Genomic DNA, 16,173 nt, shown 5'->3' on the forward strand with positions numbered 1-16,173 from the left:
ACGCGGCGACTCAGTCGTTGGGCAGTTCAATGGAGACCCGCAATCCGCCGCCAGCTCGGTTGGCCAGGGTGATGTCTCCCCCGTGACTGCGGATGATGGTGCGGGCGATGGAGAGCCCAAGGCCGACGCCACCAGTGCTGCGATTCCTGGAACTCTCCAGCCGTACAAAGGGGTTGAACACCCTCTCGCGCTCCTCTTCGGGAATGCCGGGTCCTTCGTCATCTATCAGGATGAGGGCGCGCTGTCCGCGAATCTCCAGCGCCATCTTTGCGCGCTGTCCGTAGCGCACGGAGTTCTCCACCACGTTGCGCACCGCCCGCCTCAGGGCGTCGGGCCGGCAGCGCCAGGGAGTCCGTTCACCAGGGACGAAGGTCACCTCCCAGCCCAGTCCGGCCAGATCATCGCACAGGCTCTCCAGCAGGGCGTTCAGATCCACATTCCGGGTCGGCTCCGTCGTCGCCTCCTCCCGGGCGAAGGCCAGAGTGGACTCTGCGATGGCTTTCATCTCATCCAGCGTGGCGATGATCTTCTCCCGAGTGTCCGCATCAGAGATGAACTCTGCCCGCAGTCGCATGGAGGTGATGGGCGTGCGCAGATCATGGCTCATGGCGGCCACCATCTGGGTTCGATCCTGCACAAAGCGGCGCAGGCGCTCCTGCATCCGGTTGAAGGCAGCGGTGGTGTGGCGGATGTCGTCTGCTCCTTCCTCCGGCAGCGGGGCCATCTCTTCGCCCCGGCCGACTTTCTCAGCGGCTTCGGCGAGTCTCTCCAGAGGGCGGCCCACGCGGCGGACCAGCATGACGGCTCCCAGGGTGAGAAGCACTGCCGAGATGCCCATGGAAAGATGGTAGTACCACGGCGGGCCGGTGGAGGCAGGCTTGGCATACACCCCTTGCAGCCACAGATTCGGACCCACGGGCATCTGCAGTCCGAAGCCGTTCCAGTCCTCCAGGTGCATCAGTCTCGCGCTCGCCGTCTCTGGCCGTTCCTCGACGTGTTCTTTGTCCCATTTTGCGTCCGCTTGGGGAGGGAGATCTGCTGCCGCCGGCGGGCGGGGGGGCTCCAGCATTTTGTTGCGACCCTCGTTCTGCCAGGCCATCGGGTCCTCGATGGGGGCGGTGGTGAACCAGAACCGCACCACAGGCGTGTTGGCCGCGCCAAGAATCTCAGGGTGCTGTTCCGGACCCACGGTATTCACCAGGCGCACCACCGAGGCCGTGCGCGCCAGGAACTCCTCCCGCCGCACCTCTCGCAGGGATCGCATCTGCTCTGCGCGGAAGATGAAATAAAACAGCGCCTGGGAGATCCCCAGGGCCAGCAGCATCACCATGATCCACTGGCCAATGAGGCTTCGCGTCCAGAAGGCTCTCACTCAGTTACCGCCTTCCCGGTGAAGCAATAGCCGTCTCCCCAGTGGGTTTTGATCAGCGTGGGGTTCTTGGAGTCGGGCTCGATCTTCCTACGGAGCCGGCTTACCTGGTTGTCGATGCTGCGGTCCCATACATCCGCCTCGCGTCCGCTCGTCAGGTCCAGCAGCGCATCGCGGTTCAGCACCTTGCCTGGATGATCCAGAAAAACACAGAGCAGCCGGAACTCTGCCGTGCTCAGGGGGATGGCCACGCCATCGGGCCCGGTCACCTCATGCCGGCGAACATCCAGGACCTTGTCCCCAAATTTCACCTGCATGGCCTGGTGTGCACTGCGGATCTCCGGCAGCGTGCCCACCCGGCGCAGCACGGCGCGGATGCGGGCCAGCAGTTCACGGGGGTTGAACGGCTTCACTAGATAGTCATCTGCACCCAGCTCCAGCCCGACAATGCGGTCCGCATCCTCCGCCATGGCCGTCAGGAAGATGATGGGGATCTGCGTCTCCGCTCGGAGGTGGCGGCACAGGGCCAGCCCGTCCTCGCCGGGCATCATGATGTCCAGCACCACCAGATCCGGCTTCTCCTTCTCCAGTTGCTGGCGGAAGTCGGCGGCATCCCGGGCGGCCGCGACGCGGAACCCATGCTGGCTGAGATAGCGTACCACCAGTTCGCGGATCTCTCCGTGGTCATCCACCACGGAGATGAGAGGGGCAGGGTCTGGAGGGTTCATCGTTACCTGAAAATGATACTAGAGTGACGCCTCGCGGGTGCAGTGGAAATTGTATCAAAGTGTGTCAGTGCCGCTCCATTCGCGACAAATCGCGACAATAAAGGCGGCCGGATGGCAAGCTTCGCCCGGTTCCTTATGTTATCCTTTATAGGTTGCATCGTCTGGTCGGAAGCCTCTCCCTGGCACCCTCCGGACGGGTGCGGACGCTTCTTCGCATGAAAAAGACACGCTGGTTTTTGTTTCTGTTGGTGCTCGTGGCAGCCGGAGCTGCGGTGATCTGGCGGGCCCGGGCCTCCGGACCGGGGGCTGGTGCCGGTGCCGGGCAGGTGGGAGGGCGGCCTTCCGGCCCCCAAACAGTGGCCGTGCTGGTGGCCCAGGCAGAATCCCGGGATGTGCCCGTCTGGCTCACTGGGATTGGTTCCGTTCAAGCCTTCAACACCGTCACCGTACGCCCGCGGGTGGGCGGCTCGTTGGACCAGGTGAACTTCACTGAGGGCGCGACCGTGAAGCAAGGGGATGTGCTGGCGCAGATCGACCCACGCCCCTATCGCTCCGTGCTCTCCCAGGCCCAGGCCAAGAAAGCGCAGGATGAGGCGCAGCTCACCAATGCCAAGCTGGAGCTCACCCGCGTGCAGTCTCTGGTGAAGAACAACGCCGTCAGCCAGCAGGTGCTGGACCAGGCGCAGGCGTCCATGGCGCAGCTCACGGCCTTGGTGCAGGCGGACCAGGCCGCGGTGGAGTCGGCCCAGCTGGATCTGGACTTCACCACCGTGCGCGCCCCCATCGCCGGCCGCACCGGGGTGCGGCTCGTGGATGCGGGCAACGTTGTCACCGCGAACCAAGGGGGCGGCATCGTGGTCGTCACCCAGCTCAAGCCCATCTCGCTCGTCTTCACCCTGCCCCAGCAGAACCTGCCTTTCCTCCGCCGTCACATGCAGCCAGGGGCCGCTCCGCTGGTGGCCCAGGCGCTGGATGATGATGGCACGGTGCTGGACGAGGGCCGCCTGGAGCTGATCGACAACCAGATCGACAGCAACACCGGCACGCTCAAGCTCAAGGCCACCTTCGCCAATGAGAAGCTGGCTCTCTGGCCCGGCCAGTTCGTCTCCGCCCGCGTGCTGGTGGAGACTCACAAGAACGCCATCGTGGTGCCTGCTGAATCCATCCAGCCCGGTCTCGACGGACCCTTCACCTATGTGGTGAAGGCGGACTCCACGGTGGAGGCTCGAACCTTGAAAACCGGCCTGACTTTTGAAGGCGCGACCCTGGTGGAGGACGGTCTCAGCGCCGGGGAGAAGGTGGTGCGTGAGGGCCAGAGCAAACTCAAGCCTGGTGCTCAGGTCGCCCCGCAGCAGGACAAGATGCAAAACGTGCCCGCCCCCGCGGGGAACCATGGCGCCTCGGAGATCCGCACCGCCAAAGCCGGCCCCGTGTCATGAGCATGTCCACCCCTTTCATCCGTCGGCCGGTGGCCACGGCGCTGCTGACCATCGGCATTTTTCTGGTGGGCTTGGTGGCGTTTCCGCTCCTGCCTGTGGCACCGCTGCCGCAGGTGGAGTTCCCCACCATCCAGGTGTCGGCACGTCTGCCAGGGGCCAGCCCGGAGACCATGGCCTCCTCCGTGGCCACGCCGCTGGAGAACCAGCTGGCGCTCATTCCGGGCATCACGCAGATGAGCTCTGCGAGTGGATTGGGAAGCGTCTCCATCACCATCCAGTTCGATCTCAACATCAACATCGATGCGGCGGCACAGGAAGTGCAGTCCGCCATCAGTGCCGCCGCAGGGCAGCTGCCCACCAACCTCCCGAGTCCCCCCAGCTATCGGAAGGTGAACCCGGCGGACTCACCCATCCTGGTGCTGAGCCTCACCTCCAAGGTGCTCCCCCTGGAAGAGGTCAGTGACTACGGGTCCAACGTGATCGCCCAGCAGATCTCGCAGCTCGAAGGAGTGGCGCAGGTGGACATCATGGGAGAGCGCAAGCCGGCTGTGCGGGTGCAGGTGGATCCTGCCAAGCTCGCCTCACTGGGCCTCAGCCTGGAGGATGTGCGCGGCGTCATTGCCGCCGCCACGGTGAACTCGCCCAAGGGCAGCTTCGACGGCCCCAAGCAGAGCATCGCGATCTACGCCAATGATCAGATCCTGAAGGCGGAGCCGTACAACGATCTCATCCTGGCTTACCGCAACGGCGCCCCCATCCGGGTGCGGGATGTGGGCCGGGCTATTGATGGACCGGAGCAGATGCGCTCGGCGGCCCTCATCAACAACGAGCGGGGTGTAGGCATCATGATCCGCAAGCAGGCGGACGCCAATGTCATCGATACCATTGCCCGGGTGCGGGAGCTCCTGCCCCAGCTGCAGGCCGCCATCCCGCCCGCCATGCAGGTGGATGTGCTGAGCGATCGCAGCCGCACCATCCGCGCCTCGGTGGAGGAGGTGGAGCTGCACCTCGTGCTCACCGTGGCGCTGGTCACCATGGTGGTGTTCGCCTTCCTGCGGAATGGTCGTGCCACGCTCATCTCCAGCGCGGTCGTTCCCATCTCCATCGTGGCGACCTTTGCCGTGATGTACGTCATCGGTTTCAGCCTCAACAACCTGTCTCTGATGGCGCTCACCATCTCAGTCGGCTTCGTGATTGATGACGCCATTGTGATGCTGGAGAACATCTATCGCTACATTGAAGAAGGCATGAAGCCCATGGATGCGGCATTGAAGGGTGCGGCGGAGATCGGCTTCACCATTCTCTCCATCACGTTCTCCCTCATTGCCGTGTTCATTCCCGTGCTGCTCATGGGAGGCATTGTGGGCCGCTTGTTTCGTGAGTTTGCCGTCACCGTATCGGTGGCTGTGCTGGTGTCGGGCTTTGTCTCGCTCACCTTCATCCCCATGATGTGCTCGCTCTTCCTGCACCCGCATCACGCGCCCAAGAAAGGCACCGTGCGGGGCTGGGTGGATGGCATACTGGAGAAGTTCTTTCGCGGCATGGAGAGTGTCTATGAGGCCATGTTAAAGGTGGTGCTGCGCCATCAGCGCCTCACGTTGCTCTCGCTCGTCGCCACCATCGGCCTCACGGGCTACGTCTTCGTGAAGATGCCCAAGGGCTTCTTCCCCCTGCAAGATACGGGCATGCTCAACGTGACGGCAGAAGGCGCCCCTGATGTGTCCTACACCTCCATGTATGAGAAGGCGGAACAGGTGGGCAAAATCTTGATGGAAGATCCCGCCATCCTGGGCATGCAGAACCGCATCGGCTCGGGTGGTCGCAGCAGTGCGGGGGGCAACAGCAGCCGCTACTGGATCACGCTGAAGGACCGGCACGAGCGCGACTCCATGGATGTCGTCGTGGCGCGTCTGCGGAAGAAGACGGCTTCCATCCCCGGGGTGAGCATGTACTTCCAGCCCCAGCAGGATCTCAATGTGGGCGGCCTCACTTCGAAGACCCAGTTCCAGTACACCCTGCGAGATGCCGATGTGGATGAGCTCAATACCTGGGCTCCCCGCGTGGTGGAGAAGCTCAAGGCCCTGCCCGAGCTGCGAGACGTCACCTCTGACCAGGAGTCCACCTCGCCGGCCTTGAACCTGGAGATTGACCGCCAGGCCGCTTCCCGCTTCGGCATTCAGACCCAGGCGATCAACGCCGCCCTGTACAATGCCTTTGGCGAGCGTCAGGTGACGCAGTTCTACACCCAGGTCAGCCAGTACAAGGTGATCATTGAGGTGCCGCCGGAACTCCAGCAGGATCCCTCCACGTTCGACAAGTTGTTTCTCAAATCCCCCCTCACCGGCGGTCAGGTGCCCCTGTCCTCGCTGGTGAAGCTGAATGCAAGCAGCACGAAGCCGCTCTCTGTGAACCACCTGGGCCAGTACCCGGCGGTCACCATCTCGTTCAACCTCGCTCCCAACATCGCCCTGGGCCAGGCGGTGGAGTCTGTGGAACGCGCCCGTACGGAGATGGGCACGCCCTCATCCCTCACCGGCAGCTTCCAGGGCACGGCCCAGGCCTTCCAGTCCTCGCTGAAGTCGCAGCCTTACCTCATCGCGGCCGCCATCATCGCCATCTACATCATCCTGGGCATGCTGTATGAGAGCTTCATCCACCCGCTCACCATCCTCTCCACGCTCCCGTCCGCGGGCCTCGGGGCATTGCTCACCTTGTGGTTCTTCGGTCATGATGTGGGCGTGATCGCCATCATCGGCATCCTGCTCCTCATCGGCATTGTGAAGAAGAACGCCATCATGATGATCGACTTCGCCATCGAGGCGGAGCGGGACCGGGGCAAGTCGCCGTTCGATGCCATCTATGAGGCCTCCATCAAGCGCTTCCGCCCCATCATGATGACCACCCTGGCCGCCATGATCGGGGGCATCCCGCTCGCCTTCGGCCATGGGGACGGGTCAGAACTGCGCCAGCCGCTGGGGTACGCCATCGTCGGGGGTCTCATTCTGAGCCAGGCGCTCACGCTGTTCACGACGCCGGTCGTGTATCTCTTCTTCGACCGCCTCGTGCAGCCCAGGAAAAAGCCGTCAGAGGCCGGGCAGGGCGACACCGGAAAATCCGGCCAGCTTGAACCCGCTGTGTAGCGGGCGACGTAACAGGGTGAAGGGCGGCCTCCACCCTCGCGCTCGAACTCGTATCACACAAATCTCGTGCGAACTCGCGCGGGCTCTCTATTTTCTCATCATGCCTCATGTTCCCGGTCTCCGCAGCCCCTACGACAAAGTAGGCGGCATTGTTTATTTTGGTCGCATGCTCGACAAGATCCGTCTCAACGCCATGGGATCACTCCCTGCCGACTACGCGAGCTTCGTGGGGGAAAAACCAGGCGTGTTTGACCGCCGCTGCCTCCACTTCCTCGGCGTCCGGTATGACGACCTCGTGAAGCGCACGCTCGAAGGCGGCACGGACGAGGAAATCTTGGATTGGGTGTTCGACCATGGTGGTCAACCTGACGAAGAAGAGATCGAAGTCTGGAACGGCTTCATGGCCAAGCGCGGCTGGCGTGATGAGAGCCATGACCGCCTGGTCTTCCGCCTCAACGAGGCCGGACTCAGTGTCGATGGAGCCATCGCGACCATGTTCGACTTCATCGACGCCGACGAAGGCCGCCCGGCCCGCAAGGGTTGATGCGCGTATCGTGGAGTTAGTTCTTGAACCTGGGGCGTCGCCACATAGTGACTGTGTGCTGAGGTGACGCCAAAGGCGTCAAACATTGTAGCCCAGGGTAAGGCGAGGTACGAGCCGCCACCCTGGGTACATTGTGGAGGAGAACCAGAACTCCGAAGCGAGTTCTACAAACCGTGGCTGTTTCCTGATGTTTCCACCGCATGTGGGACGGTCGTCTCCGGGTGATCAGGACCGTTTGTAGAACTCCCTTGGAGTTCCACCACTACCGCGTGTTACCCGGGGTGGCGACCGCTTCGCGGTCTTACCCCGGGCTGTTTTGTATCACGCCGTTGGCGTGGAGCATAACGCCACGAAACTCTACTATGTAGCATTGAGACCATCGGCCTCGCCCGCCTTTCATCCCTCACTTCGCCCTTCGCTTGCTCGTCAGTGTGATCAGCACCACCGCCGCCAAGATCAGCCCGCCCGCTGTCGCCATGGCATGGGGCACGGGCTCCTTCAGCACCAGTGAGCCCAAGGCTACTGCCACCAGTGGATTCACATAAGCATACGTGGAGACCAGCGCCGGACTGCAGGTGCGCATGAGCCACACATAGGCAGTGAAGCCAACGAGGGAGCCGATCAAGGTCAGGTAAACAAAGGCCCAGGCGGAGGTCGCACTGATCAGGTCAATACGTAGCCTCGGCAGCTCACCCAGGAGTGTGCCCACCAGGAGCTGTAGTCCGCCACCGGCCATCATCTGCATGGAGATCCCCATCAGGGCTGATCCCGGCAGCTTGGCATGGCGGGAGTAGATGGAGCCGAGAGCCCAGGTGATGGTGGAGAGCACTAGCACGACGGCGCCCAGGGGAATGACTACGGGATGGCCCTTTGAGTCTTTGCCCAAGACCATCAGCACCACGCCGAAGAATCCCAGGGCCAGCCCGATCATGACCGTCGCCCGGGGGCGGGTTCCGCCAGGTCGCAACCAGTCGGTGACCACGATCCAAAGGGGCACGGAAGCGACGATCAACGCTGAGACCCCGGTGGGGACGTATTGCTGGGCCCAGCTGACTCCGCCGTTCCCTCCCAGCAGCAGGAGGCCGCCGATGATGGTCGCATCCTTCCAGGCCACAGCCGGGGGCCTGGCCTCACCCCGCAAACGGAGCACCCCATAGAGGAACGCTCCCGCGAGGACGAATCGACTCCCTGCCATGAGGAAGGGCGGCATGGTGTCGGTAGCCAGCCGGATGCCCAGATAGGTGGAGCCCCAGATCAGGTACACTGCGGCAAAGGCCAGCAGGGTGAGCAGGAGCGGTGGTCTGGCCGCAGCCTCGGTCGGGGAGGGGGACACCGGAAGGGTGGGGGAGGACGCGGTGCCTGCTGACGAGGATGAGGGAGCCACTGTCCCCTTGCATACGAACGGCGGGGAGGTTTGTCCGCCGTGACTTCGCGGCCGGAGATCCTGGCGGGAGGGTGGCCTACTTCGGCCACGCCTGCATGGCCAGATCTCCCACGCGGGCCAGTTCTTCCCCCGTGGCCCCACTGGCCGCCAGTACGGCCATTCCTTGCGTCACGGCTTGGACGAACCGCGCCAGGTCCGCCGGGTTGGCGGTGACTGGGAGGTCGCCCTCCGCCTGAGCCCGGGCGAAACGCTCGCGCAGCTGCGTTTCCGCAGAGCTGCGCATGGCGGCCATGTCCTGCTGCACCTCCGCGGAGTCCTCGCTACAGGCCAGTGCGCCATGCACCATCAGACACCCACGCGGGTGACTCTTGTCCCCCAGCAGATTCACCGAGCCACGAATCATCGCCTCGGCCACCTGCCGGGCCGTGGGCTCCGCCAGCGAGGTCGTCGCATGCCTTCCTGGACCGGAGCCGTAGCGTTCCACCACTTTGCGAAAGAGTTCCTCCTTGTTCCCAAAGGCCGCGTACAGGCTGGGCCGGTTGATCCCCATGGCTTCGGTCAAGTCCGTCAGGGAAGTGCCCTCATACCCCTGCTTCCAGAACAGGTTCATCGCCGTCTCCAACGCCTGATCGACATCAAAAGCACGGGGCCGACCGGGCGCTGCGGGAGTTTTCTCTGATTTCATACCTTTTGGTAAATTAATCGTTGACGTCGAAATGTCCATCGCTGATATGTGTACCATTCAGTAAATAATACGAACGAACATGAAAACGGAAACGACTGCTGCCCGACTCGCCAACAAAGTGGCCCTTGTAACTGGAGGATCTCGCGGCATTGGCGAGGCGATCGCCATCCGCCTTGCGGCTGAAGGCGCCTCCGTGGCCATCACCTACACCAGCGCCAAGGAGAAGGCGGAGGCGGTGGTCAAATCCATCGAGGCCTCTGGTGGCAAGGCATTCGCCATCAAGGCTGACAGCGGAGACGCCGCAGAAGTGAAGAACGCCGTCGACGAAACGGTGCGCGTTCTCGGTGGTCTCGACATTCTGGTGAACAACGCCGGTGTCGCTCTCATGGCCCCGCTGGAAGAGTTCAAACTGGAGGACTTCGACCGCACCTTCGCGGTGAACGTGCGCGGTGTGTTTGTGGCCTCCCAGGAAGCTTCCCGCCACATGAAAGAGGGCGGCCGCATCATTATCATCGGCAGCACCAATGCCGACCGCATGCCCTTCGCCGGGGGCGGCGTGTATGCCATGAGCAAAGCGGCTGTCGCTGGCCTGACCAAAGGGCTGGCTCGCGACCTCGGACCCCGTGGCATCACCGTGACCAATGTCCAGCCGGGCCCCGTGAACACGGACATGAACCCCGAAACCGGCCCCTTCGCAGAAAGCCTCAAGAAACTCATGGCTATTGATCGCTACGGCAAGGGCGAAGAGATCGCCGCTTTCGTCGCCTTCCTGGCCAGTGCCGAGGCGGCTTACATCACCGGCACCAGCTTGACCATTGATGGTGGCTTTGGTGCTTAATGGGTGGATGCGAGTGGTAATTTAACCACAGAGGCACAGAGAACACAGAGGGGGCAAAACCAGACAGGATTGACAAGATTTTGGGCAGATCAACGAGATGGATTCAGGGGCGGGATCGGAGCTCGGATTTTGAGATTTGGATTTTGAAGTTTGAAGTTTTCCACCCCTCTGCGTCTCTGTGGTTTGACCTCAGTTTTTGTCCCCCTTCATGATCGTCAGGCGTAATCAGAAATCTCCCATGTCAGACTCTCTCTCGCCCCGGCCATCGTGGTTCCCGATTTACCTGCTCTCCGCCGCGGGCTTCACGATTCTGACCACGGAGTTTGTTATTGTGGGGCTGCTCCCGCCCATGGCGAGGGATTTGAAGGTCACCGTCTCCCAGGCCGGGCTGTTGGTCACTTTGTTCGCCTTCACGGTGGCCATTGTGGGGCCGCCGCTCACGGCGTGGGTTTCACGGTTTGATCGCAAGCGGCTCTTTGTGGCGACCCTGCTCCTGTTCGCGGTGTCGAACCTCATCGCAGCGCTTTCGCCGAACATCGGCGTCATGGCGTTTGCCCGGTTCATTCCGGCCGTCATGCTGCCTGTTTTCTGGTCACTGGCCAGTGAGACTGCCGTGAACATCACTGGGCCAGCGAAGTCGGGGAAGGCCATCTTCATGGTCTCGTTTGGCATCGTGGTCGCCACCATCTTTGGCATTCCCATCGGCACGCTCATCTCAGACGCGTTTGGCTGGCGGGTGGCCTTTGGGGCGCTGGCCGTTCTGGCTCTCGCCAAGGCCGTGCTGCTGCAGCTCTTCATGCCGGCGGTACATCCTCATGAGGAACCCGTTTCCGTGAACCGCCAGCTGGCGGTACTGAAAGATCCTCTGATCGTCGGGCACGTGATCCTGTCCATGCTCGTTTTCGCAGGCATGTTCACCGCCTACACGTATCTGGCAGACATCCTGGAGAAGCTGGCCAGGTTCGATGGCTCAACGGTGGGCTGGTGTCTCATGGGCTTCGGCGCGGTGGGCCTCCTCGGGAACTGGCTTTCCAGCCGCATCGTGGACAAGCGACCGCTCGGTGTGACCCTTCTCTTCGGCAGCCCCATGGTCGTCGCCATGGCCGTGCTCGTGCCGGTGATCCATCAGCACGCCTTGCTGGGCATCGTGCTGGTTGTGTGGGGGATTTGCCAGGCCGCACTCTTTACGGGATCCCATGTGAGGGTCATGAAGGCCGTCACCCAGGCTCCGGCCCTGGGGGCTTCGTTGAACATCTCTGGTGCCAATATCGGCATCGGCCTTGGAGCCATCGTCGGTGGGCGGGTGCTGGACTCCTACGGCCTTGCAAACGTCGGCCTCGCCGCGGCCATCGTGGTGGTGCTGGCATTGACTACGACTTTGGTGCTTGTCAACGTGACGCGATCCAAGGCAAAAGCTTCGACGGCAACCTTGCCGCAGGGGTGCGCTGATTGTTCGTGAGGTGGGCCGATTTCTCGCAAAGTACATTGCCAAATTGCGACAGGCGCAATGGACTTAGTGCCGTGAAAGGATACTATGGCGGCGTAATGAATGACCGGCACTTCTGGCTCGAATTGACCGATGAAGCTCAGAGGTTGAGTGGTCTCTATTTTTCTGGCCGGGAGCGTGAGGTGTTCGATTCGATCAACGAACTGATGGAGAAGCACCGGCTTCCTTTCTGTTTTGACATTTGGACGGAGAAGGATGTGATTTCTCTGATCTTCTCTCCAGAGGGAGATCTTGAAACCGCATCAGCGATCGACACCTTCACGAAGGCTGCGCCAACTGTTCCTGGATGGAGCATCCAATCGCGAAGATCCGCCAAGGGTCCGATGGACGTGCGGGCCATTCTGAGGAATCTCTATTTCGTGGATCCAGCGGATTCCAGATTCATGTTCTCAGGTGAGGAGAAGAGAGTCTTGAAAATCTTCCTGCCCGAGAGATCGAATCTGACCCGCGAAGAATGCGTCGCTTTTGGGGATTTCTTGCTCTGGCACGCTTTTGGTGAAGGGCTTGTGATGACAGTAGGTTTGTCATCCGAAGTGCACCTGGGCATTCCTGAGGTTCAAGAGCTTTTGACGTTCGAAGCGGCCATTGACGAAGTTCGAGCATTCTTGAATCAGGCGCAGAGTCGGGGTGAGGAATCGGACAACCCTGCATCAAGCTCGGGTAGCGGTCACGGTGTGCCAGTTGCTTCGTGATTTCACTTTAACGGGAAACAGCATCCCAAACCTATTTACTTCAGACCCCAATCAATGACTTCCTCCTTCGGGTGAACAACACCCCTGCACCCCCAAAAATCAAAAGACACCCAGTAAGAGGCTCCGGCACGGCAGACACTTGAATCGTCACGTCATTCCCACCGAGAAGCGAGTTGGTGGCGGCATTCCCGGTATAGCCAATGTCCACAGTGAGGCCCAGGTCCGCGAACGTCGCCCGACCCTCCAGGATGTATTGGGTGTAGGTGGTGCCATCCAGCATCACGTTCAAGAAGTCGAACTGTCCAAGAACCGAAGAGCTATCGAGGTTGAAGAGGAAATAATTCGCCTCGGGATCTGTCCCGTCCAGATCGTGAAAGTAGGCCATGGTGGAGGCCGTGAGTTGCAGTTCCAGGGTAGTACCCGTCCCGAACTTCAGATTTCCCGTGAGGGCAATCTGATCGTGGTCCTGCCCGGCAACGGGAGACTCTCCGAGCGAGACGGGGGCACCCAGGGTGAACTTGGCGGTCGATCCCGTTTTGTACTCCAGATTGGCCCCCGAGAAGATCTTTGAGTTTCCGGGATGCGTGGCCCCGCCGCTTTCCACGGTGATGTTGCCCGTGACGCGGCCACTGCCGCCCAAGGTCCCCGTGCCACTCACCGTCACCGCCCCTGTCCCGGTGCCTGAACCCGTGGTGTTGTTTACCCGAAGAGTGCCCCCGGTGATGGCGGTGCCGCCCTGGTACGTGCTGGCGGCCGTCAGGATGGTGGTGCCTGCAAGATGCTGCACTTTCGTACTGCCGCTGATCAAGATGCCGCTGTTGGCTGCATTCGTGAACTGGTAAACGGTTTCATTGTGGTTGAAGAGGATGGTGGAGTCGGCAGGAGGCACCAGACTATTGGAGTAAGTCCAACCATACACTTCGGCAACGTTCAACTTCCCTGCGACTCCCCCGGTGCCAATGCGCAGTAGCCCAACACTGGAGGGCGTACCGGGGTTGGTGCTCGTCGGCATGCCCCCTATGGTCAGTTTGCCATCACCCGTTCCTAATGCGGAACCTGTCTTTGAAACGCTGACCACCGCCCCCTCAGAAACCGTCAGGGTTCCCTTCCCGCTGGAATCACCAAGCGTGAGATCCCCGACCACATTCATCTGTGAATCTGCGCCAGTCACCGTCATGGCACCTTCCTCGTTCAAGTAGGAGCCGATAAAACTGTTGCCGCGGGCGTTGATGACACCGCCCGCACTGACGACGGCAGAGTTGGTTGCGGTGCTGTCGATTCTGATCCCTCCTGTCAGGTCCAACGTGGCCGCAGCCTGGGTAAAGGTATCTTTTCCGGTCACCACCAGGCTGCTGCCTCTGTTGACAGCAAAGATGTTGGTCGAAACGGTGCCTCCGTTGCTGATCGTGAAACTCGCGGTGCGATTGTTGGAAGAGTTGCCAACGCCCATCCCCATACTGGGGCTTTCCCATTTCGAACCTGCACCGTCCACCAATACGGAAACGACCCCGGAAGTGCTGCCGATGCTTGTCGTCGAAATTGTGGGTAGAGTCGGAACGCCGGTACTGGTGAGCACAGCCCCTGAACGGATGTTGAGGCTGGCGCTTCCTGTCGATCCCAGTGTGATCGATCTGCTGACCGTCATGGTTGCGCCCATCTCAAGATTCAAGGTGCCCTGACCGAATTGGCCGATCAATAGCTCATTGCTGAGAGTCAGGGTTGTGCCACTGCCAGTCACGGTCACGGTTCCTGGTCCAGAGTAGCGTCCCACACGCAGAGCACCTACGCCAAGACTCGAGGCTTCATTAACTAGGAGGCTGCCAGCACCAGCATGGCCGATCGCAGTTTCGGACGCTGTCGAGTAGGTGCTTCCTTCGTACTCAATCTTGGCTATCGCCTTCGTCGTTGGCAGCGACAGGGCTAAAGTCACAAACAAACCGAGGCCATGTCGAAGTCCGTCCAACCACTCTCTCCCGGGTCCCTTCTGCCCAGGCCTTTGGTGGAGAGCGATGCGATGTTTCATAATCAGTCGAGGGGTTGATGCCGGCATGGAAAAACAAGCAGACCTCCATCTATGCTGGTGCGGGCCATGGGGCTCAACTCGCCAAACCCAGTAGCGACTACGGGGTTTTTTGGGCCGTGGCACTTGCGTTGGGCGCGAATACGGAGAGGCTGGAAAAAATGAAATCCCAGCGTCCCACTCCGTGGCCCGCATTCACGGTGGTGCCGTTGATTGTGATGCTGTTGCTGGCCTGGCTGTTGCTGGGCTACGCGGGCAGCAGGCCGGGAGCGCAGGCCCTGCCCGGCCATTCCGGCTTCTCCGTGGAGTATCTCGACGACTGGCAGGAGAAGTTGATCTTGTCCCAGGTGGAAGCGATCCGCGCCGAAGAATGGACAGCATGGCCTGGTGAAAATGTCGCGGTGTCCGGGCGCACCAGGGCCTTGTGGGTGAAGGTGCGCCTGCACAACCCCAGCCCCACCACGAGCCTGGAAGGTATCCTGGAGAACGACGACTACTTTGCCGACCAGGTGGAATTCTGGGTCAAGGAGCCAACCTCTCCGCCTGGGTCTTTCATTTCAAGCGAACTCACGGGGGAAGGTGTGCCGGTGACGGACAAAAAGTTCAAGGGGCGCGAAGCAGCCATCTCTGTGACGCTTCCCGCTTCGACCAGCAGATTGGTGTACGTTAGACTGGAGAACTATTTCAATCCCTACGCCCGACTCGTATGGTGGCCGGATGCCATCGCTTTTCACGAAGCGCGACTCCGCAACGGGCTGGCAGAGGGAGTTTACCTTGGCGGCATCCTGGCATTGTGGGGCTACAATGTGATGCTGTGGCTTCGCTTGCGCCAACCGGACATCGGCTGGTACGCCATGTATCTTGGCTCCATGGTGGGGTTCATGATTTTGGCGAGAGCGATGCTGCCTGCGGTCGGGGTGCCTTTAGCTTCACCGCACTTGGAGAAAGTCCTGACCTTGATGATCGCCCTCGTCGGCGGCAGTCTCACCCAGTTTGCAAGAGTCTTTCTGGAGGTGCGGACCTCATTTCCTAGGGCTAGCATCTGGATGCAGCGGTGGGGTGCTCTTCTGGTCTTGATCGCCGTGGTCTCTCTGTTCGTGCCCTGGGTCGCTGCCTCAGGGTTGCCTCTCCTGATTGTCTGCATCGGGCTCACCCATGTCTTTCTGCTGACGGTGGCATTCTGCATGTGGCGCACCCGGAGACGCCAGGTTCGCTTTTTTCTGCTGTCCTTTGGCTGCCTTTTTGCAGGCTCCCTTCCGATGGTCGCCGTGTGGTTTGTGGACTCCCTGTACCGGGATGTTGGCATGCGGGGACTGATGATCGGCTCGGCCCTGGAGATGCTTCTCCTCTCCCTGGCTGTGGCCGACCGTTTTGCACGGGCACAAGAGTCCCTCGTCGAAGAGACCGAGCACCGGCGCATGATCGAGGAAACGTATGCCGACGAGTTGGAGGAGGAGGTGCGTGAGCGCACCCGCGAACTCCAGGCGGCCAATGCCGACAAAGACCGCATGCTGTCTGTGATTGGGCACGATCTTCGGAGCCCCCTTACTGGGCTGATGCGTGCCGCAGAAATCACGGAAGGAGATTTTTCAAAAGACGCCGCGCGTACCAGCCGCGCTCTGCTCCTCATGATCGAAGACCTCGTGCTCTGGGCCCGGCTGCGGGCGGGCAAACCGGCGATCTCGGCTCATCCCGCTCCCTTGTTGATGGCTCCGGCGGTGGCCTTGCACCAGTCCCTGGCCGAGCAGGCAGATCTGACCCTGGTGCAGGAGGCGCCGGCGGATCTCTGGGTTGAGACGGATCTCGTGCTGACTCAAACCCTGGTAC

At 61.3% G+C, this 16,173-nt stretch carries 13 protein-coding genes; 8 read left to right on the forward strand and 5 right to left on the reverse strand.

Translation table 11 applies throughout. The features are described 5' to 3' along the window. Window positions 1-10: 10 nt before the first annotated feature. The gene (locus tag BV106_RS08610) at window positions 11-1,330 is read right to left on the reverse strand and encodes an ATP-binding protein (protein ID WP_265595456.1); all 1,320 of its coding nucleotides are present in this window, start codon (window positions 1,328-1,330) and stop codon (window positions 11-13) included. A 38-nt stretch (window positions 1,331-1,368) separates the two neighbouring features. Continuing rightward, complete coding sequence (locus tag BV106_RS08615; protein ID WP_038163412.1) at window positions 1,369-2,097, reverse strand: response regulator; 729 nt, start codon at window positions 2,095-2,097, stop codon at window positions 1,369-1,371. A 215-nt stretch (window positions 2,098-2,312) separates the two neighbouring features. Between BV106_RS08615 and BV106_RS08620 the strand changes: the two genes are divergently transcribed. The 3 genes from BV106_RS08620 (at window position 2,313) to BV106_RS08630 (ending at window position 7,220) form a co-directional block, all read left to right on the forward strand. Continuing rightward, window positions 2,313-3,536, forward strand: coding sequence for an efflux RND transporter periplasmic adaptor subunit (locus BV106_RS08620; RefSeq protein ID WP_038163414.1), 1,224 nt, complete (start codon window positions 2,313-2,315; stop codon window positions 3,534-3,536). Continuing rightward, window positions 3,533-6,676: an efflux RND transporter permease subunit gene (locus tag BV106_RS08625; protein ID WP_038163417.1), complete on the forward strand. Its 3,144-nt coding sequence runs from the start codon at window positions 3,533-3,535 to the stop codon at window positions 6,674-6,676. Before BV106_RS08620 ends, BV106_RS08625 begins: the two co-directional genes overlap by 4 nt. 100 nt (window positions 6,677-6,776) lie before the next feature. Beyond that, a complete protein-coding gene (locus BV106_RS08630; RefSeq protein ID WP_038163420.1) occupies window positions 6,777-7,220 on the forward strand; it encodes a DUF5069 domain-containing protein in 444 nt (147 codons plus the stop codon). A 403-nt stretch (window positions 7,221-7,623) separates the two neighbouring features. Here BV106_RS08630 and BV106_RS08635 read toward each other — a convergent pair whose 3' ends face one another. Further along, window positions 7,624-8,553, reverse strand: coding sequence for an EamA family transporter (locus BV106_RS08635; RefSeq protein WP_265595457.1), 930 nt, complete (start codon window positions 8,551-8,553; stop codon window positions 7,624-7,626). A 127-nt stretch (window positions 8,554-8,680) separates the two neighbouring features. Continuing rightward, entirely contained in the window at window positions 8,681-9,289 is a 609-nt protein-coding gene (locus tag BV106_RS08640) for a TetR/AcrR family transcriptional regulator (protein WP_038163423.1), read from the reverse strand. A gap of 79 nt (window positions 9,290-9,368) precedes the next feature. Here BV106_RS08640 and BV106_RS08645 point away from each other — a divergent pair, with 79 nt between their 5' ends. The 3 genes from BV106_RS08645 to BV106_RS08655 all read left to right on the forward strand — a co-directional run bounded on the left by BV106_RS08645 (window position 9,369) and on the right by BV106_RS08655 (window position 12,326). After that, entirely contained in the window at window positions 9,369-10,127 is a 759-nt protein-coding gene (locus tag BV106_RS08645; protein WP_038163425.1) for a 3-oxoacyl-ACP reductase family protein, read from the forward strand. 238 nt (window positions 10,128-10,365) lie between these two features. Continuing rightward, entirely contained in the window at window positions 10,366-11,586 is a 1,221-nt protein-coding gene (locus BV106_RS08650; protein ID WP_051945440.1) for an MFS transporter, read from the forward strand. 62 nt (window positions 11,587-11,648) lie between these two features. Next, a complete protein-coding gene (locus BV106_RS08655; protein ID WP_265595458.1) occupies window positions 11,649-12,326 on the forward strand; it encodes a hypothetical protein in 678 nt (225 codons plus the stop codon). Between the two features lie 40 nt (window positions 12,327-12,366). Here the strand turns inward: BV106_RS08655 and BV106_RS38200 are convergent, their stop codons facing one another. After that, complete coding sequence (locus BV106_RS38200; protein WP_265595459.1) at window positions 12,367-13,671, reverse strand: PEP-CTERM sorting domain-containing protein; 1,305 nt, start codon at window positions 13,669-13,671, stop codon at window positions 12,367-12,369. A gap of 28 nt (window positions 13,672-13,699) precedes the next feature. Between BV106_RS38200 and BV106_RS38205 the strand changes: the two genes are divergently transcribed. Together BV106_RS38205 and BV106_RS08665 are read left to right on the forward strand one after the other, a co-directional pair. Next, window positions 13,700-14,005, forward strand: coding sequence for a hypothetical protein (locus BV106_RS38205; protein ID WP_265595460.1), 306 nt, complete (start codon window positions 13,700-13,702; stop codon window positions 14,003-14,005). 361 nt (window positions 14,006-14,366) lie between these two features. After that, window positions 14,367-16,173 (forward strand): 7TM diverse intracellular signaling domain-containing protein (locus BV106_RS08665; protein WP_051945442.1); only part of this gene is annotated, 1,807 nt, incomplete at its 3' end.

Source organism: Verrucomicrobium sp. BvORR106 (assembly GCF_000739655.1).
Taxonomy (GTDB): Bacteria; Verrucomicrobiota; Verrucomicrobiia; order Verrucomicrobiales; family Verrucomicrobiaceae; genus Verrucomicrobium.

Coding starts and splice junctions, on each gene's coding strand:
- BV106_RS08630 (WP_038163420.1), top strand. CDS start 6,777: ATGCCTCATGTTCCCGGTCTCCGCAGCCCCTACGACAAAGTAGGCGGC.
- BV106_RS08645 (WP_038163425.1), top strand. CDS start 9,369: ATGAAAACGGAAACGACTGCTGCCCGACTCGCCAACAAAGTGGCCCTT.
- BV106_RS08640 (WP_038163423.1), bottom strand. CDS start 9,289: ATGAAATCAGAGAAAACTCCCGCAGCGCCCGGTCGGCCCCGTGCTTTT.
- BV106_RS08610 (WP_265595456.1), bottom strand. CDS start 1,330: ATGGTGATGCTGCTGGCCCTGGGGATCTCCCAGGCGCTGTTTTATTTC.
- BV106_RS08615 (WP_038163412.1), bottom strand. CDS start 2,097: ATGAACCCTCCAGACCCTGCCCCTCTCATCTCCGTGGTGGATGACCAC.
- BV106_RS08625 (WP_038163417.1), top strand. CDS start 3,533: ATGAGCATGTCCACCCCTTTCATCCGTCGGCCGGTGGCCACGGCGCTG.
- BV106_RS08620 (WP_038163414.1), top strand. CDS start 2,313: ATGAAAAAGACACGCTGGTTTTTGTTTCTGTTGGTGCTCGTGGCAGCC.
- BV106_RS38205 (WP_265595460.1), top strand. CDS start 13,700: ATGTTGGTCGAAACGGTGCCTCCGTTGCTGATCGTGAAACTCGCGGTG.
- BV106_RS08650 (WP_051945440.1), top strand. CDS start 10,366: ATGTCAGACTCTCTCTCGCCCCGGCCATCGTGGTTCCCGATTTACCTG.